This is a genomic window from Faecalicatena faecalis, from assembly GCF_012524165.2.
GTDB classification, from domain to species: Bacteria; Bacillota; Clostridia; order Lachnospirales; family Lachnospiraceae; genus Faecalicatena_A; species Faecalicatena_A faecalis.
The window spans coordinates 76572-93416 of sequence record NZ_JABACJ020000016.1; the positions used below are offsets into that span (position 1 = coordinate 76572).

Consider the following 16845-nt stretch of genomic DNA (forward strand, 5'->3'; position numbering starts at 1 on the left):
TTTTATGATCCAAGAGAAAGTAACAACATCATCCCCTGTTATATGTCAGACGGTCAATCTGACAAAAAGGTACAGAAACACAATGGCGCTGAACGGAATCAATCTAACGGTACACAAAGGAGATATCTATGGTCTGATTGGAGAAAATGGAGCTGGGAAAACAACCCTGATCAAACTTCTCGCAGGATTGCAGACTCCAACAAGCGGTACAATCCAGGTATTAGGGACAGACTTACCAAAGGACATACAACGTATGCAGAAATACATTGGTTACATGATTGAGGCTCCGGCAGTCTACACAGATATGACCGCAGAGCAGAATCTGGAAGTACGGCGCCTGCAGAAAGGACTTCGGGATAAAAAATGTGTCTCTGATATCCTTGAATTGGTCCACCTGACAAACAGCCGCAAAAAAGTAAAAAACTATTCTTTGGGCATGAAACAGCGTCTTGCCCTGGCATTAGCACTTTTGGGAAATCCAGAATTATTGATTCTTGATGAACCTGTAAACGGGCTGGATCCTTCTGGCATTATAGCACTGAGGGAAATGCTGCTTCGAATGAACAGGGAAAAAAATGTAACTATCATCATATCGAGTCACATTCTAGGGGAATTACATAAGCTTGCCACCTGTTATGGTTTTCTCCATGACGGTAGCTTAATAGAACAAGTAACGGCTGAAGAGCTGGATGAAAAAGCACAGGACATTGAGACATATTTTACGAACATGACAGGAGGTGGATACTTTGGGTAATCTCTTAAACGCTGAATTATATAAAATAATACATCGCAGTACAATAGGCATATGCCTGGTTTTTACCGTGGTCATTGAATTTGTGAATGGTTTCCTGCATGGAGGGAATCAGATTGGAACGCTGACCTTACTAATAGAAATCATCGGTCTCGTATCCTGTGCTTTGTTCGCCGGACTCTTTACCTGCGCCGATTTCAGCAGCAGAACTATATTCCATGCTGTCACATCAGGAAAGAATCGGATAAGTGTCTGGTTCAGCCGCTATCTGACCTTTTTGATAACCAGCTTCATCCTCTTACTTGTAAATCAGTTCGCGGTGTTTGCCAGCTTTCTCCTATTTCATGGAATAGACAGGATACTCACAATAAATGAACTTCTATCCATTGCCTTATACACTGTCTCAGGCATCATTTATGACCTCTGTCTGGTAAGTTTCTTCTTTTTCGTTGCCATGCAAGTAAGAGAAAGCGGAGTTTCCATAGCTGTCTCAGTGGTTTTAACTGGTATCATGATATCGAGCTCCGGTATTTTATGGGTAGACAGAATATTTCCTTTGCCAAATCCCAGGTCAATCCTGGATAGTATTCCAATCAGCAGTCTGTGTCCAGTGCTTCTGCTTACTCTTTTGTTGATATTAAGTAATGTGCTGCTTTTTCAAAAACGAGATATTTTATCATAGAAAGTTTCCCATATTATAAGAAGTCCCACACCACATTTTGCCGTGATGTGAGACTTCTTAATTTACTATCTTCAAGACAATCCCCTAAGATTTTCCGATTTTTATTTATTTGCCCTGACAACATGACAGGGATTCCCATATGCGATCACATTGTCTGGAATATCTTTTGTAACAACGCTTCCTGCTCCTATCACTACATTATTACCGATAGTCACACCAGGCATAATGATGGCACCTCCGCCGATCCATACATTATCTCCAATGATGACCGGAGCAGTCTGAGTCTTACAGAATTCAAAGGAGCCATCCTCTTTTGGCTCCCCAAAACGCTCGGCTGCATTCGTGGGATGAAATGCAGTATAGATCTGCACATTAGGTGCAATCAAAGCGTTATTTCCAATCACGATTCTATTATCATCTAAAAAGGTACAGTTCATATTCACTTCGCAATTATTTCCAAAGTAGATATTATTTCCATAATCAACAAAAAACGGGGCGGTGATCCACAAGTTTGTTCCCCGTCCTCCGAGCAGTTCCTGTAATATATGATTCTTCTTTTCTATGTCAGCAGAATCTGTACTGTTATAATCTCTGATCAGATCCTTCGCCTTATGCCATTGCGTCAAAAGCTCTTCGTCGCCACAGTCGTAAAGCTGGCCTGCCAGCATCTTTTCTCTTTCTGTCATTTTATTAAATTTCCTTTCCGTTTTCATATTAGAGTTTATATTTTTTATCCCTGATACAGCTCATATCAATGAAAATCCTTCTTTCTATCGATTCTCCTGAATCCACTGTACTGCAAAATCTACGATGTCCCTCTGTCTCATGAGACAGATACTGCTGTTGCCCAGGCTCACTCTCACTGGTTTGTACTGTATTTCAAAAGCAGCACCAATCTCTTCAAAATCTTCCCCGTCAACATAGAGCGTCTGATAGGCCTTCCACTCCCTTTTCCCATCGACCATGACTGCGCTGTGCTCTATCGTATCATGCTTCCCCGGGTATTCTGCTCTTACATCCGCCAGATGAAGGGAGGTGTTTTTATCATATCCAACACCGATCAGAAGCACATACCCGTCTAGCTCATATAGCTTTCCTATAGGAGAACCCTCTCCAAAAATATTCGAAAGATCATGATTCACTGTCAGATATTCTGCTTGTTTTCCCAAGGCCACTACAGAACGGGCAGGATGGTCGCTTCTTAAAGCCCCGGGCCATTTTCTAAACATCTCCGCTACTGCGCCCATTGTATTGGTCGGCGTGATATCTTTATTGTACGCCGGCCAATGCTCACGTATGACAGGCCACCATTCCTTTGGTTCTTCCCAGTGCACTCCTGTCTCCGGGTCCAGGTTCTTCCAGGACTGAGACGGCATCATAAGCGTTCCATTTTCCCCAACACATTCAATCAATGCCTCGATAACGGTCTGCGCCCCTCCACACACAAATCCCAGGCTGCTGAGTGAAGTATGTACCATGATTGTCTGTCCATCCCGCACCCCGACTTGTTTCAATGCATGAATAAAATCGTCTTTTACCAAAATTTTTCTTTCCACCTGATTCCCCCTATGCGCAATGATGACCGAAGAACGATTTCTCCTTATTATCATTACCGCAAATCAAAAATTATCGTAACATCGCTTTCTTTAAATCTGATACAAACTGTGTCTGCTGTTTTTTCAGAAACGCTTTTAAAAATGGTTTCATCACGATTTTTTTCACTGTCACATTCTCTGTAAAATCTATTTCTGTCTCATTCCCTATCGAAGTAAAAATACCGACCCAATGTCCTTTCATATTGGAATTCTCCATATCGAACTCCCACCGTTTGTATGGCTCAACAACAGTAGTTGTAATAGTTGTTGGATATCCCTCTTTTGTATACTCAATGAACTGTTTTTCATTAACGATTTCCGTCCTGCTCAGATCACTGCGCCATGAGTAATCTTCTACTGCTAAAACAACATCCCATACACTCTGAATGTCACTTTGAATAATATCTTTTATGTTTGATATTGCCATTTTAAGCCCTCTCTATTCTTATTTTGGTATCGTGATTGAAAATTCGATCCGGTTACCAGCTTTTCTGACCGTTATCTGTCCGCCATGAAGTTCTATAATTTTTTTGACAATCGGAAGCCCCAATCCTGTACCCGAAGTTTCACTTCTGGCCTCATCTGATTTATAAAATCTGTCAAACAGTTTCTTCTCATCTAATCTCTCCGGGTCTTCGATTTCATTAGACAGAAAAATAAAAACTTGTTCGTCCTGCTCTTTCACTGACATGATGACCTCAGAACCTTTTACTGCATATTTTTTAGCGTTATTCAACAGGTTCTCCATTGCCCGCATGAATTTCTCCGAGTCTATATTGGCAGTGATTGGCTTATCTTCCGTCTCAAGTTTCCATGATAACTGATTATTTCTATAAATTCTGCTGTATTCACTGTCTATAAAATAGAACAAACCACTGAGATCAACATTTTTTTTCGATATCTGATAGTCAGCCTGATTTAATTTTGTATACTCAAACAATTGATCAACCATCGTATTGATATCGGCGAGCCTTCGGTTTACCACCTCTATATATTCTTTACATTTGACCGGTTCTGTAAATATATGTTCCTGAATCAGTTCACCATAACCGATCACTGATGTGAGCGGTGTCCTCAAGTCGTGGGAAATATCGGCTATCAACTGCAGGCGCTCCTCGTTCTGCCGATTTTGCTCATCAATTTTTTCTTTTAATGTGACCGACATCCTGCTGATGCTCTGGCTAAGTTCGGACAGCTCATCTTCGCTTTTTACAGCTAATTCCTTTCCAAATCCGTGCTCTTCCATTTCTTTAACTTCCGCAGTGATGTATTCTAAATATTTGATTTTTCTTTTGACCATCAGTTGAAAAGAAATCACAAAAATCCCAATTAAGGCCATCATATACAGAATCACAAAAAAACTGAATAAAAGGACTTTCTCCGGCTGAGTCATCATATTCTGTATCTTTTCCGGTACATTGCCCACCATCAGCGCTTTTCCAGTCAAGAAAATCAACAGGCAGACGACCGCGATAGAAACCAGTACCGAAAGTATCAGATAACTGCCTAATCCATTTTTTACATATTTGGAAAAGCAGATGACAATGGCAATAAAAACAAGGATACTGATGATATTCCCTACATTTAAAATATAATATGCCGCTGTGTGAAAAGACTCTCCCTTTACAATCTTGAGATAGGATATTAGATAACTTGCCTCTGCATGAATGAAAAAAAATGCTGCTATAGCAACGATTACCCCAAGAATATGTGTTGCCTTAATCTTTATTTTCATATTTTATAACCCGCTCCCCATACGGTCTTAATGTATTGAAATTCCTGTGCTCCGCCTTCGAGTTTATCACGCAGATTAGAAATATGCATAATAACCGTGCTGTCATTATCAAAAAATTCCTCCTGCCAGACATATTCGTAGATTCGCTTTATACTCATCACCATCCCCTTGTTTTTCAACAGATATGCCAGAATCGAGAACTCCTTTGGTGTAAGCTTTATCTCCGCGCCTCTAAGCCAGACCTGTCTTGTGGCTTCATTGAGCTCCAGTTCTTTATACTGCAATGTAGTAGCCCCATTCCCATCATTATACTGCCGATATCGGCGCAGCTGTGCCTTGACTCTGGCAACCATTTCTATCGGATTGAAGGGCTTTGTTATATAATCATCCGCACCGACAGACAGCCCCTGGACCTTGTCCATATCTTGAACCTTTGCAGACATAAAAATGATCGGCACCTTGGACTGCTCCCGGATCTTAATACAGGCATCCATGCCGTTCAGCCCTGGCATCATGATATCCAGCAGGATCAGGTCAATCTTATATTGCTCCAGAATTTCCAGGGCTTTGATGGCATTTTCACACTTAATATACGGTATGGAAGCATTTTCCAAATAGATCCCGATCATATTCCTGATATCTGCATCGTCATCCACAATCAGGACGCATCCCTCATTCATCTGTCCTTCCTCCAAATTCATTATTTTGTCAAATATGTAAATTAACCCTTTTTCATTTCCAGCACAAATGCAGGCGGAAAATTCAAAAGCTCATATGTTGTCTTTTCTAATTCAAACCAATGTAAAAACATACTCTTTTTGAACATTGTATACTGAAACGTTATGAACCGGCCGGACTCCCCTATCGTGGTCTTTATTGCTGCTAAAATACTCTGTGAGGCCGCCTTTGGCAGCGATGCAAACGGCAGCCCGGAGATGATGTAATCCGCCTTCTGCTGATGATATTTCTTTAAGTACAGCCCAATATCGGAGGCATCACCATGCACAACATGGACATTCTTCTTAAACTGATATCTTTGATGGAGCTTACGCCAGAACTCCTGGTTCTGCTCAATCAAAATAAAAACAACATCTTCACCTTTTTGGGCAATGACTTCATCTGTGAACACACCTGTTCCCGGCCCAAATTCAACAATACATCTGCAGTTCTCAAACTGAATCGGTGCTACCATCTTTTTTGCCAGCCTCTTGCTGCTTGGTGCCACAGCACCGACCTTCCTGGGACTTTTTAAGTATTCTAATATAAACATATCCTTCTCCTTATTACTATTTGATGTTTTAAATAATAACAAGGAACTGTAAAATCTCCCTCAAAAAAGTATAAAGGTTTCTTTATATTTTACAGTGAAAGGTCTGTGAATAATATAACCAGTCGAAAATAATTACTTTTTAATAATAACATAATCTTCAAAAATAAACCTGTACAAGTTGAAAAAAGAGGCCTATTATTAAGAAAAAAAGGGGATGACAGTATGCAACAGTACTTTGTTGACCTAAGTGAAGAGACAAGAATCCTTCTGGTACTCTTCATCATTCTGTTTGCAGGTTTTCTTATAACCAGAATAACGAATCGATTGAATCTGCCCAAGGTGAGCGGCTATATACTGGCAGGCATCCTGATTGGTCCCGGCTGTCTGAACATGATACCTGCTGATATCTTCAGTCATATGGAATTTGTCAGCGACCTAGCTCTGGCTTTTATTGCTTTCGGTGTTGGCAAGTATTTTAAAAAGGATGTGATTCAAAAGACTGGTATCCGCATCATTATCATTACTTTATTCGAAGCCCTGACCGCTGGTATATTAGTTGCCTTATCTATGAGGATCATCTTTCACCTGGACTGGGATTTTTCTCTTATACTTGGAGCAATCGCCACGGCCACCGCTCCGGCCAGTACCATGATGACCATTAATCAGTACAAAGCAAAAGGAGAATTCGTCAACATTCTGCTTCAGGTAGCAGCTCTCGACGACGTAGTCTGCCTGTTGACGTTCAGTGCTGTTGCAGCCATTGCAGGCGGACATGATATGGGCCATAAGGCAGATGCTGCGGAGATCGTCATGCCCATCTTCCTCAACCTGTTTGCATTATTACTTGGATTCTTCTGTGGATATGTTCTGAGCCGTCTTTTGATACCTGCAAGAAGTAAGGATAACCGTCTCATCCTGGCAATCGCTATGCTCTTAGGCTTATCTGCTATCTGTACAGCTTTTGATATTTCACCACTTCTCTCCTGTATGGTCTTCGGTGCCTCCTATATTAACCTTACGAAAGATAAGAAGCTGTATCGTCAGTTGAATAATTTTACTCCGCCAATCATGTCCATTTTCTTTATTGTATCCGGTATTAATCTGGACATAAGTGCACTTGCTACGGTTGGAGTCGTAGGTGCTGTCTATTTTGTGATTCGTATTGCTGGAAAATACCTTGGCTGTTATATCAGTTGTCTTCTTGTGAAAACAGATCAAAAAATCCGAAATTATATGGGGCTCGCTCTTATTCCTCAGGCCGGTGTGGCAATTGGACTCGCATTTCTGGGCAGACGGCTGCTTCCCGGTACCACCGGGAAACTGCTTATGACGATCATTCTATCATCCTCTGTACTGTATGAAATGGTTGGCCCCGTCTGCGCGAAGATAGCGCTCATATATTCTGGCTGTATCCCCCGAAAACCGAGCACGGGCTCTAATGAAAAATCGATATCAAAACCCAGAATTGAAGGAACAAAGGAAAACGATGATGGAACAATGATTATGAAGCATTTGGAAGAAATGCAGGCGGGCCTGGAAGACCCAGATGATTTTGATATGGAGGGTGAATCTACTTGTAAAAAGCCGAAAGCAGCAAAAGAAAAGGAACATGAATAAGTAATTATAGATGGGACTGTTACAAAATGAAATTTTCTATACAAGAGAGAAAGAGAAATTCATTTTGTAACGGTCTCTCATTTTTTGTAATGGTCCCATGAAAAAATTATTCAACCTCAAAATTTTCAGAACTGAAATTACTGTAAAACCTCCCTTTTTGGGCCGTGAAGCGTAATACACAATAATCCGGGTCGGTTACCCCTTTCGGATAATACATGGTATCCCCTTCCTGCCATAGCATCTCTTTACAAGCTGGATCTTCAAGCACTTCCATCGTACCCGTCAGCATGACTCCTTTAAAATATCTCTTATCACAAAAATAAAGACATGCTTTCGGGTTATTTCTAAATTGTCGTACCCGCATAGATGAAGTATTGGTATGAAAATAGATAACCTTAATTCCTTCTCTTTTTCGTGGTGCCAGCATTGCCTTCGTATTCGGCATTCCCTCTTCATCCACAGAACTTATAAATACCACGCTTTGCTTATCGAGAATTGTGCCTATTGTTTTCACCGGATTTCTCATCACTTACCTCCTACATGCTTTTTATGCAGCGTCCATACCTGCTTATTTCTATTATAAGGTCAAATAGGGGATGCGTAAATTAGGCACTTTTTTGTAACTATAATAATCCCTTTTCTTTTAGGATATCCTGCCGGTTGTCCTCAACCATGATTTCAATTCCAATACTCTGCATAATCGCAATTGCCTCAAACGTCTTTTTCCCCCGGTCAGTAAGGAAGTACTCGGATTTTAGCGGATATCCGTCACTCATCGTTTTATCAACCATTCCGAATTCCAAAAGCTCATTCAAATGTTGAATCAACATCTTCTGACTGATACCATTAATGGATCTTTTCAAGGCAGAAAGAGAATGGCTTCCCTTACTGAGCTGCCATATGATAATAGGTTTCCATTTCCCTTTGATAATATCATGTGTCATTTCCAAGGGGCATGTGTATTCTTCTCTCACCTTCATCTTTTGCGACCTCTTCTTTCCTCTTTATCTTATCTGGCAAACGATTCCCTGTTCTCCTCCGTTGACAGCTTATATACTGCATTCAATGTTTTCTCTTTCTCTGATCCCTGGTCTGTAAATAATTGTACTTCATACGGAATTGATTCATGCTGCAGACACAGATCCAGGAAGCACAAGAATATTCCCATATCAATCTGATTAAAGTATGACACCTTATCTACAGGCATAATCCCTCTCTTGCCTGGCTTCTTGTAACGGTAAACATTGAGGGCAGCATCTTTATGTTCTACAATCCAGGGTTGTGTATTGCATGCACTGGGCGCAAATCTTATAATGTCACTTACACCATCCACTGTTTCTCCGAGCCAGATCTCATCAACGGATTTCCGCTTACTTTTATACATGTCTTTGCGAAATTTTTTCTCGTCATCAATTTTTGAGATTGCAATCATAATCACAAAATCAAGACCTTCATAGGAAGCCTCACTTGTCTTTCCGATACCGAACCAGAGTGTGCCAATATTCTGCGATACGAGATATAAATCCAATTGTTCTCCTATGTATCCAATGTTCTGTAAATAATGGTCTTTCTTCTCGCTGTATAGTAAGATACAGAGCTGCTGTCCACGCTTACAGGAGGTCTCAACCACGGGTACCACCCTGATTGCTGTCTTGATCTCAGGACATAATGGCATTAATGTCTGATAAACCGCTTCAATTTGTTCAACTTCATCTACAGAGATACTTTCGTTTCCAATATTGCGAAACAGATGGAACGACTTTCTTTTAAATATCATATTATATAATTCATTATTCATGCGCATTCATTTCTCCTGTCTCATAGAATAAGTTTACCTCCAGGTTATAGTTCATTCTAACATTTGTAAGCCAATAAAGCATCTTTAATTTTAAAATTGTGAGGTTATGTATCCGAATCTGTGATCTAGACAATTCAGCCGGCAAGTCCCAAATCCTTTTTTTAACCTCATCAAAGAAGTAGTAAAACGGATACCGAATATCCACTTTGACTACTTTATTACTTCGTTCCTATATAATTCATTCCATTTTTCCGCTGTCAGCCGAGGCGTATGCCACGTTTCCACACCATTATCTTCTGATGGTATGATTCTGTTGGATACATATTGTATGCCTCCATTCTCTAACGGTCGAACTACCACCTCATGAGCATATACTTTCGAAACTCCCTTGTAAGGAAAGACTACATGAACCATGAGTGCGATTGTTCCATCTTGTATAAAAGTTTAGCTTTACAACTTCATATTCCATATTATACAGGCAGTTAGCCTGTGAGGTTATAAAAAAGCAGAATAAAGTAACTACTCGTTACTGTTCACTCGCAAGCTTAACACTTGCTGTCAAGCTATGCGCTAGTATATCAATCGAGTATGCTTCTTCTATACCCCGCATAAGTTGCAGCAAAATACAGGACATATATCAAGAAAAACATTCCCAGCCCCATCAGTATGGATTCCCAGAACATCATAGGAGTAATGATATCCATAAGTATCTTTCTCACACACAGTGAGATAAAAATAGAAAGTGGAACCGGAAGTAACACAGGAATTCCGAAGTAAAGGACCAACTGACGCAGAATCAGTCTGCTAATCTTACGTTCGGTTACACCGAGTTTTGACAGAATACTATAGCGGAATCTATGCTTGGATGCCTCACTTAACTGCTGTACAGTCAAGATGGTTGCCGCTGTGCAGATGAAAATCAATCCTGCATAGTACAGGCTGAATCCCAGCATGATAATCGCGCCGCGGCTGTTATCCAGCGCACGCCCTTTGGTATCCGTGGACAAGACTTCCCTTAAATCTGCAGAAGTAACATTTCCGACGTAATTCAATAAATACTCATAGTCTTCCGTTGTTGTTTCTGCCTTCGTATCCATAACAAGAGTAGTATATGCCTGCGGCAGTTCTCTGGCTGTCTCATCCGGCAGCACAATGATATAACCCACACCGATTGTTCCACCCTGAGATAAAGGTTCGTCATAGGCTGCCTGCCTTTCCAAAGTGATGCCATTTACCGTGTAAGGCAGACTTTTCTTCGTATCTGCAACGGTTTTGACCTGTGGGTAAGCGTGCAGGATGTAGTGTTCCTTCTTAAGTTTCACAGGTTCGTACCCCAGCATCTTACGAAGCCTTGCATAGTCACTATATGCGATGGCATAATCCTCCTCACCATAGGAATCCTGCTCCAAAGTATGATAGAGCGCCTTCTGGCCACAGTTTAGAACAGACACTTGTAAACTTTCCTTTATCCCCCGGGTCTTCTGGAAATACTCTAGTACCTCCCCGAAGATTTCATCATCTCTGGATGATATCTGTGCATCAAAGGTACACCGGTTAAGCGCTGACCTTTCAAAAAATGTGTTGAAAAGAGATGCGCTCTGAATGCAGGCCAGAGTGAGCATCAAAAGCATGGCGAGAGTTCCGATAGTGACACTCATAGTTTTCATCTTTGCGGAAAGATTTCGGTAAATAAACAGATTATCTCCAGTATACTTCCGTTCCTTTTTATCCAGAAAAACTTTAACCAGCACAGCTCCAAGTGTGATATATACACCGTAAAGCCCAGCTATGAGAAGCGCCAGACCAGCTATGAGAAGCAGCGGATTCAACAACTCTATCCAATTAAAAATAGTATACAGGCATCCACAGCCCAGAAGCAGTGCCAAGAACGATAACCCGCTCCATACCAGATGTCCCTTCTTTTTAGAAATCACGGCCGTCTCGTTCTGCTTTTCGGCGTAGATCAAATCATAAATCTTTACTTTCTTCAGCCTTCTGCGCATACGAAGTACAGAGAAAGCGTAAATCAGAACAACATAAAGAAGCGTGAGCAAAAAAGCCTGAAGGGAGAACTCAGTCTGTACAGAGTATTTTACTTCAAAAATGTTCTTGATTATCATATTGAGAATCTGATAGAGAAAACTTCCCACCACCAGACCGGCCAATAGGGCGGCAGCTCCCATAATGACATTCTCAAACAAGACCAGCCGGGAAATTTTTCGGTTGCTGATGCCCAGAAGCATATACGTCCCCAGCTCTTTACTTCTTTTTTCCAGCATAAACCGGTTCATATAATGTACCAGCCATTCCGTAACACCGACCACAATGATGGAAATGAAACCGATCATCATCGACAGACCGTCCATCATCACCCCCAGGCTTCTGATGTCTTTAGAGAATGCCACCATATTAAAAGCATACATCAGAGAAAACGCAATCGTGACTGTGAGAAGATACACACTGTAATCCCTCATAGAACGCCTGGCATTACGCAGTGCTAATTTACCGAGCATTGGACACATCACCTCCCAGCAAAGTCACCACATCCATGATTTCATTGAAAAACTCTCTCCGCTTTTTCTCACCCTTTATCAATTCACTGAAAATCTTCCCATCGCGTAAGAATAAAATCCGGCTGCAATAGCTGGCCGTAAAAATATCATGAGTGACCATAAGAATCGTGGCCTGCATCTCCTGATTCATCTGGGTAAAACATTCCAGAAGCATTCCGGCAGATTTCGAATCCAGTGCGCCTGTGGGCTCATCGGCCAGAATCAGGCTCGGGTGGGCAATCAGGGCTCTGGCACAGGCACATCTCTGCCGCTGACCGCCAGACACCTCATAAGGAAATTTGTCGAGAATATCCCGAATTCCCAGGCGGATGGCTACCTGTTCCACCTCTTTTGAAATCTTTTTTGGGGAAGCCCCCTGTATGACAGGAGCCAAAGCAATATTTTCTTCAATTGTCAATGTATCCAGGAGGTTAAAATCCTGGAACACAAAGCCCAGGTTTCTCTGACGGAATTGGGCCAGCTCCTCTTCCTTAAGCTGGGTGATGTCTACATCACCCAGGTAAATGTGTCCCGCTGTAACAGTATCAATCGTCGAGATACAGTTGAGAAGCGTCGTCTTGCCGCTTCCTGATGCCCCCATGATTCCCAGGAATTCACCTTTTTCCACTGAGAAGCTTACCTGGTCAAGGGCCTTCGTAATCAGAGTCTTCGTTCCATAATATTTTTCCAGTTCTTCGATTCTAAGTAATGTATTCAAATTCATACTCCTTTCCTTCTTCTGCCCTAATCATAACAAAAGCGGTGTCTCTTTGGTACTTACAAAGTTGTAAGTACCAAAGGACGCCGCAGTCAGTCCCGTCGGTCCGGGTGATTATAGGTTCCAGTGGGAAATCCTATGGTCATCTTTGTTCCCTCGTGAAATACAGATTCCGCCTGGATGTCAAGTCCCAGTTTCATACAAAGCTTCCGGCACAGATACAGCCCCATACCGGTGGACTTCCGATTGTCCCGGATGCCTCCGGTAAATCCCTTGTCAAAAATACGGGGCAGATCCTCCGGCGCAATCCCTCTACCATTGTCTTCAATGACCAGAAAGACACCGTTCTTTTCCCGTCTGGCGGATATTTTGATCCAGGCGCCCTCGCTTCTGTGATATTTGATCGAGTTGGAAAGAATCTGGTTCACGATATAAGTGAGCCACTTTTCGTCCGTACAGACGGTATCCGCCGTCTCCTCTACCTTGAGGCTGATCTTCTCTTCCAAAAGCCAGGTCCTGTTTGACATAAGCGCAGGTGTCAATGCATCAAAAAGGGGAAATTCTTTGACAAAGTAATCCTTTTCCACGTTCTCGCTTCTGGCATAATAAAGAGCCTGTTCCACCAGATAATCAATATGGGACAGTTCCTTTTGTATCCGCTTGTTTTCCCCGCCCGGATGATTCCTTAAAATCAGATTTATTGCAGTAATAGGAGTCTTGATCTCGTGTATCCACTCCTCGATATACTCCTTGTACTGCCGCTGGGTGTTCTTAAGGCAGTTGACATGTTCCAGCATGGATTTGGATGCAGTATGCAGAATGTCTCGACAAAGCTTCTCCTCAGCGTTCTGTGGTCTTTCCAGCGTTTCATATATCAGATACTTCTGGTCCAGTTGATCCAGCTTTTGAGAAATCTGTATGGTCCTTTTTCTGAACCTGTAATACCTACCTCCCCAGACCGCGGCCAGAATGACTATCCATACAATCAGTATAGGCAGGACAGCAAAGAAACTATTGCCCATCAGTACCAGATAAATACTCAGGGCAATCATACAGAACAGATTTAAAAACGCAATCATTGCTTATCCTCCTGCACCATCACCCCTTTTTTGGGAATTGTTTTGATAAAATTCTCCAGACCCAGCTCTCTTAAGCGTCGGCGGAGACGGGACAAATTAACGTTTAAGATATTTTCATCCACATAGAACTTGTTCTCCCACAGATATTCAATCAGAGAATCCTTGGTCACTACATGACCTTTATTCAGGAACAGATAATAGAGAATCTTCACCTCGTTTTTAGACAACTCCATTGTCTTTTCCTGATAAGAAATCTGTCCCATCAGCACATTGAGGGAGACCCCAAAGGCATGGATCGATTCCGAGGGAGCCTGGTTCTTCCTGACCAATATCCGGTTGATGCGTGCCAGCAGAACAGGCAGGCTGCAGGGCTTTCGAATAAAATCATCTCCACCCATCAGGATTCCGGTAAGCTCATCCTCCTCGCTGACTCTGCCGGTGAGAAAGATGACCGGTACACTGGACACGCTACGGATCTCTCTGCAGAGCTTTAAGCCATCACAGGCCTCCAGACCGATATCCAGCAGAATCAGATCCACTGGGGCTGCCTCCAGCAGAGCCCTAATTTCTGCAGTCAGTTCTTCCTGGGAACAGGAAAAATGGTCCGGGCAGACTGACGGATGCCCATTCGCCTCAAGATAATCAGACAGCTCCTGACGGATATTGGGGTTATCTTCTATAATGAGTAACATAAATCTTCTCCAATCCAGCTTAATTTTTCATATTTGGGGAAATATGATTCCTATAACATTTGATTCCAGCTTTTACATCTGGCTCCAAAATCAACTTCCTGAATAAATAATTTCCTTTAATCAGATCATTCCCGTAAAATTGAATGTCTTTTTTGCGTCTCTGCGGTGCAATCTCAGTATCATACCCTATCACTTCCTGCTTTCCAGATAAAATTGGAACTCCATTGTCTGCATATATCTTAGATCTGCCATTCATACAAAAACCGGCTTTTGCCATCATATGCCCCATTTTCCCGGGCATGAACTCCAGTTTCCCCACACTATTCACATAGACGACTGGAACATCAAATGCCTTCGCGTAAGCTTCACAAAAAAATTGTTCGTTTTTATCTCACGATCTGCTTTCCTTGAATCTGCAGGGCATCCATGTGGAAATACTATTAAACTAACTTCTTCATCCTTTATATTATTATAAAAGTGTTTCCTTTTTGCATCATAGCAGATTGCAACAGCAACATTTCCAAAGGGTGTGGATATAATACTGTCAAACCATCCTCTTTTTAATACCGCTGCTTCCCCCTCACTTTTGGAAACAACACCATATATTTTTTCTGAATCAGCAATTAAATACCTGTTATAATAGTCACCATTTTCAAAATCTAAATATCCAACTCCAATATATGTCCTGTACTTCTGGGCCATTTCCTTTGCCCAGGCAGATGTAGCTTTTCCACAATCATCCGCGTACTTCCACGCTTCCTGACTTGCCATATAGCTGCATATTGCCATTTCCGGCAATAAGATAATGTCGGGGCTTTCCAGGGATGCAATTAGATTCTCTATATATACCTTTCTCTGAGGTATGCCCTTTATATCATTGTTTAACTCCATTGCAAATATTCTCATTTAAATTCCCCCTCTGCACAGTAAGTATACCATGTTATGAACGAAAATTCAGTATGCAATATTTTCTCATCCTCAAAGTCTACAGCCATGTCTCCTTTATCAAGCTGATCCGTTCTCAGCCGCTCGAATGCAGCCTGTGTCATCCTGCGAAGCCGGATATATTCTGACAAGGAAATCCCGGTAATGCAGGCAAACATCCGCTTAAAGTAGAACGTGGAATAACAGGCTATAAGAGCCGCTTCGTCCACAGAAATCTCCTTATCCAGATTTTCTTCAATATAATCAATTGCCTTACTCAAACTTTGTAACCTTTCCATTGAATTATTATTCATTTGACGTTCAGGTAATAACATATAGTTTCCATTGCTATAACATATTTTTGCAAATTCCTCTATATTTGAATTTAACTGCCTTATTGGTTCAGTATAATCATTTATATGGTGTCCAAAATGATATTATTGTATCTGCACAAAGAGCTTTATCTTCGGGCAATCCCACAATTTTATAATAGTATTTCGCATCATTGTCATACTCTAATCTCATTTCATCCTTACGATTTTGCGAAAGATTATCAAACTTTATTTGTACTTTCCTTTTTTCCCACAACAAATACGATTCTAAAATTTCCAAAACATAGTCTTTCATTATTTTCCTCCTATAAATTCAAACTATTGAATCCTTTGCGTTATAATTTTATCATATAAGAATTCTTCTGTGATGATAGAAAACCACATTTTTCTGATTTTAAACAATTCTCCTTGTTTATAGGAGATATTCTACATCAAACAGGGCTTCTCTGTAATCATGATGGGAAAGCACTCATTAACTTATAATTCTTGGAACTGTTTTACAAGTAAACTCGCCTGCTGATATAAGTAAATCCCCACACCCCACTTCTGTCTTTCTGACATTGAAGTAGGGTGCGGGGATTTACTTGATGAGATTAAACGATGGATTTTTTCCACTCGTTTACTTCATTCAGTAATAAGGATTGAATGGAAGGGTTATTTTGTGGGCAGACCAAAAACAAAAATGCACTGTTCCGGCATTTTTGATAGTGTTCGCCCTTTAACCAAAAGTCATACCCCATAGAGCATCTGGGATTACAGTCGTTTGGATCTGCCAGCCGCTTACAGATTGGGGCTTTCTGAATGGCACTAATCATCTCATCTGGCAACGTTTCCAAAATCTTTTCGTATTCATTGACATGAACCCCATAGATACGAACGAGCATTCCCTTCTTTCGGAACACATAATTCGCTACGGTTTTCTTGTTATAAATATAAGAAACCATGTAACCACTTTTAGCTGTCTTAATCTCAATCTTACAGCCAAGATCTATTAATTTATCATGTAACTCCTTCACAAACTCCTGATTCTCCACGGGAACCGAAGCAATAAAATCATCAAATCCTATTTTCTTATCCATATCCTTGTCCTCCTGCTTTTG

General features: G+C 41.3%; 22 protein-coding genes. 3 read left to right on the forward strand and 19 right to left on the reverse strand.

Translation table 11 applies throughout. The features are described from left to right. Window positions 1-4 precede the first annotated feature (4 nt). Together HGO97_RS15695 and HGO97_RS15700 are read left to right on the forward strand one after the other, a co-directional pair. A complete protein-coding gene (locus HGO97_RS15695; protein WP_216243578.1) occupies window positions 5-754 on the forward strand; it encodes an ABC transporter ATP-binding protein in 750 nt (249 codons plus the stop codon). Then, window positions 747-1433 (forward strand): hypothetical protein, encoded by a 687-nt coding sequence (locus HGO97_RS15700; RefSeq protein ID WP_216243581.1) that lies wholly within the window; start codon window positions 747-749, stop codon window positions 1431-1433. The genes HGO97_RS15695 and HGO97_RS15700 overlap by 8 nt, the downstream gene beginning before the upstream one ends. Window positions 1434-1534: 101 nt before the next feature. On the opposite strand, the gene HGO97_RS15705 is transcribed toward HGO97_RS15700, so the two are convergent. The 6 genes from HGO97_RS15705 to HGO97_RS15730 form a co-directional block, all read right to left on the reverse strand. Continuing rightward, window positions 1535-2119: a sugar O-acetyltransferase gene (locus HGO97_RS15705; protein WP_216243584.1), complete on the reverse strand. Its 585-nt coding sequence runs from the start codon at window positions 2117-2119 to the stop codon at window positions 1535-1537. Between the two features lie 84 nt (window positions 2120-2203). After that, complete coding sequence (locus tag HGO97_RS15710) at window positions 2204-2989, reverse strand: aminoglycoside N(3)-acetyltransferase (RefSeq protein WP_330654276.1); 786 nt, start codon at window positions 2987-2989, stop codon at window positions 2204-2206. Window positions 2990-3059: 70 nt separating this feature from the next. Then, window positions 3060-3455: an SRPBCC family protein gene (locus HGO97_RS15715; RefSeq protein WP_216243588.1), complete on the reverse strand. Its 396-nt coding sequence runs from the start codon at window positions 3453-3455 to the stop codon at window positions 3060-3062. A gap of 18 nt (window positions 3456-3473) precedes the next feature. Then, window positions 3474-4763, reverse strand: a complete 1290-nt coding sequence (locus HGO97_RS15720) for a sensor histidine kinase (RefSeq protein WP_216243590.1) — start codon at window positions 4761-4763, stop codon at window positions 3474-3476. Next, window positions 4760-5443: a response regulator transcription factor gene (locus HGO97_RS15725; RefSeq protein WP_216243592.1), complete on the reverse strand. Its 684-nt coding sequence runs from the start codon at window positions 5441-5443 to the stop codon at window positions 4760-4762. Before HGO97_RS15725 ends, HGO97_RS15720 begins: the two co-directional genes overlap by 4 nt. 41 nt (window positions 5444-5484) lie before the next feature. Then, window positions 5485-6033, reverse strand: coding sequence for a class I SAM-dependent methyltransferase (locus tag HGO97_RS15730; protein ID WP_216243594.1), 549 nt, complete (start codon window positions 6031-6033; stop codon window positions 5485-5487). A gap of 222 nt (window positions 6034-6255) precedes the next feature. Here HGO97_RS15730 and HGO97_RS15735 point away from each other — a divergent pair, with 222 nt between their 5' ends. Then, window positions 6256-7650, forward strand: coding sequence for a cation:proton antiporter (locus HGO97_RS15735; protein WP_216243597.1), 1395 nt, complete (start codon window positions 6256-6258; stop codon window positions 7648-7650). Window positions 7651-7756: 106 nt separating this feature from the next. Here HGO97_RS15735 and HGO97_RS15740 read toward each other — a convergent pair whose 3' ends face one another. From HGO97_RS15740 to HGO97_RS15790, 13 genes are all read right to left on the reverse strand, one after another. Further along, a complete protein-coding gene (locus tag HGO97_RS15740) occupies window positions 7757-8176 on the reverse strand; it encodes a pyridoxamine 5'-phosphate oxidase family protein (RefSeq protein ID WP_216243599.1) in 420 nt (139 codons plus the stop codon). 97 nt (window positions 8177-8273) lie between these two features. After that, on the reverse strand, window positions 8274-8630 hold the full coding sequence (locus tag HGO97_RS15745) for a winged helix-turn-helix transcriptional regulator (protein ID WP_216243601.1): 357 nt from the start codon (window positions 8628-8630) through the stop codon (window positions 8274-8276). Window positions 8631-8659: 29 nt separating this feature from the next. Beyond that, a complete protein-coding gene (locus HGO97_RS15750) occupies window positions 8660-9448 on the reverse strand; it encodes a nitroreductase family protein (protein ID WP_216243603.1) in 789 nt (262 codons plus the stop codon). A 210-nt stretch (window positions 9449-9658) separates the two neighbouring features. Continuing rightward, a complete protein-coding gene (locus tag HGO97_RS24415) occupies window positions 9659-9886 on the reverse strand; it encodes a DUF6070 family protein (RefSeq protein WP_334299584.1) in 228 nt (75 codons plus the stop codon). A gap of 140 nt (window positions 9887-10026) precedes the next feature. Next, complete coding sequence (locus HGO97_RS15755) at window positions 10027-11961, reverse strand: ABC transporter permease (protein WP_216243604.1); 1935 nt, start codon at window positions 11959-11961, stop codon at window positions 10027-10029. Continuing rightward, window positions 11951-12718 (reverse strand): ABC transporter ATP-binding protein, encoded by a 768-nt coding sequence (locus HGO97_RS15760; RefSeq protein ID WP_216243651.1) that lies wholly within the window; start codon window positions 12716-12718, stop codon window positions 11951-11953. Before HGO97_RS15760 ends, HGO97_RS15755 begins: the two co-directional genes overlap by 11 nt. Before the next feature lie 92 nt (window positions 12719-12810). Continuing rightward, entirely contained in the window at window positions 12811-13797 is a 987-nt protein-coding gene (locus HGO97_RS15765; RefSeq protein ID WP_216243606.1) for a sensor histidine kinase, read from the reverse strand. After that, window positions 13794-14489 carry a response regulator transcription factor gene (locus HGO97_RS15770; protein ID WP_216243608.1) on the reverse strand — a complete coding sequence of 232 codons (696 nt, stop codon included), beginning with the start codon at window positions 14487-14489 and terminating at the stop codon, window positions 13794-13796. The genes HGO97_RS15765 and HGO97_RS15770 overlap by 4 nt, the downstream gene beginning before the upstream one ends. Before the next feature lie 19 nt (window positions 14490-14508). Further along, on the reverse strand, window positions 14509-14745 hold the full coding sequence (locus HGO97_RS23835) for a hypothetical protein (protein WP_246597476.1): 237 nt from the start codon (window positions 14743-14745) through the stop codon (window positions 14509-14511). A gap of 68 nt (window positions 14746-14813) precedes the next feature. After that, window positions 14814-15395, reverse strand: a complete 582-nt coding sequence (locus HGO97_RS15775; protein ID WP_246597477.1) for a carbon-nitrogen hydrolase family protein — start codon at window positions 15393-15395, stop codon at window positions 14814-14816. Next, complete coding sequence (locus HGO97_RS24255; RefSeq protein ID WP_330654277.1) at window positions 15392-15694, reverse strand: AraC family transcriptional regulator; 303 nt, start codon at window positions 15692-15694, stop codon at window positions 15392-15394. The genes HGO97_RS15775 and HGO97_RS24255 overlap by 4 nt, the downstream gene beginning before the upstream one ends. A 130-nt stretch (window positions 15695-15824) precedes the next feature. Further along, the gene (locus HGO97_RS15785; RefSeq protein ID WP_216243612.1) at window positions 15825-16040 is read right to left on the reverse strand and encodes a hypothetical protein; all 216 of its coding nucleotides are present in this window, start codon (window positions 16038-16040) and stop codon (window positions 15825-15827) included. Between the two features lie 298 nt (window positions 16041-16338). After that, window positions 16339-16824, reverse strand: coding sequence for a hypothetical protein (locus HGO97_RS15790; RefSeq protein ID WP_216243613.1), 486 nt, complete (start codon window positions 16822-16824; stop codon window positions 16339-16341). Window positions 16825-16845 lie beyond the last annotated feature (21 nt).

What these genes read in the sequence shown, in the direction of transcription:
- HGO97_RS15705 (WP_216243584.1), bottom strand. Translation starts at nt 2,119, where the DNA reads ATGACAGAAAGAGAAAAGATGCTGGCAGGCCAGCTTTACGACTGTGGC.
- HGO97_RS15715 (WP_216243588.1), bottom strand. Translation starts at nt 3,455, where the DNA reads ATGGCAATATCAAACATAAAAGATATTATTCAAAGTGACATTCAGAGT.
- HGO97_RS15695 (WP_216243578.1), top strand. Translation starts at nt 5, where the DNA reads ATGATCCAAGAGAAAGTAACAACATCATCCCCTGTTATATGTCAGACG.
- HGO97_RS15735 (WP_216243597.1), top strand. Translation starts at nt 6,256, where the DNA reads ATGCAACAGTACTTTGTTGACCTAAGTGAAGAGACAAGAATCCTTCTG.
- HGO97_RS15745 (WP_216243601.1), bottom strand. Translation starts at nt 8,630, where the DNA reads ATGAAGGTGAGAGAAGAATACACATGCCCCTTGGAAATGACACATGAT.
- HGO97_RS15725 (WP_216243592.1), bottom strand. Translation starts at nt 5,443, where the DNA reads ATGAATGAGGGATGCGTCCTGATTGTGGATGACGATGCAGATATCAGG.
- HGO97_RS15750 (WP_216243603.1), bottom strand. Translation starts at nt 9,448, where the DNA reads ATGAATAATGAATTATATAATATGATATTTAAAAGAAAGTCGTTCCAT.
- HGO97_RS15755 (WP_216243604.1), bottom strand. Translation starts at nt 11,961, where the DNA reads ATGCTCGGTAAATTAGCACTGCGTAATGCCAGGCGTTCTATGAGGGAT.
- HGO97_RS15740 (WP_216243599.1), bottom strand. Translation starts at nt 8,176, where the DNA reads ATGAGAAATCCGGTGAAAACAATAGGCACAATTCTCGATAAGCAAAGC.
- HGO97_RS15775 (WP_246597477.1), bottom strand. Translation starts at nt 15,395, where the DNA reads ATGAGAATATTTGCAATGGAGTTAAACAATGATATAAAGGGCATACCT.
- HGO97_RS15765 (WP_216243606.1), bottom strand. Translation starts at nt 13,797, where the DNA reads ATGATTGCGTTTTTAAATCTGTTCTGTATGATTGCCCTGAGTATTTAT.
- HGO97_RS15730 (WP_216243594.1), bottom strand. Translation starts at nt 6,033, where the DNA reads ATGTTTATATTAGAATACTTAAAAAGTCCCAGGAAGGTCGGTGCTGTG.
- HGO97_RS15790 (WP_216243613.1), bottom strand. Translation starts at nt 16,824, where the DNA reads ATGGATAAGAAAATAGGATTTGATGATTTTATTGCTTCGGTTCCCGTG.
- HGO97_RS15785 (WP_216243612.1), bottom strand. Translation starts at nt 16,040, where the DNA reads ATGAAAGACTATGTTTTGGAAATTTTAGAATCGTATTTGTTGTGGGAA.
- HGO97_RS15770 (WP_216243608.1), bottom strand. Translation starts at nt 14,489, where the DNA reads ATGTTACTCATTATAGAAGATAACCCCAATATCCGTCAGGAGCTGTCT.
- HGO97_RS23835 (WP_246597476.1), bottom strand. Translation starts at nt 14,745, where the DNA reads ATGAATGGCAGATCTAAGATATATGCAGACAATGGAGTTCCAATTTTA.
- HGO97_RS15720 (WP_216243590.1), bottom strand. Translation starts at nt 4,763, where the DNA reads ATGAAAATAAAGATTAAGGCAACACATATTCTTGGGGTAATCGTTGCT.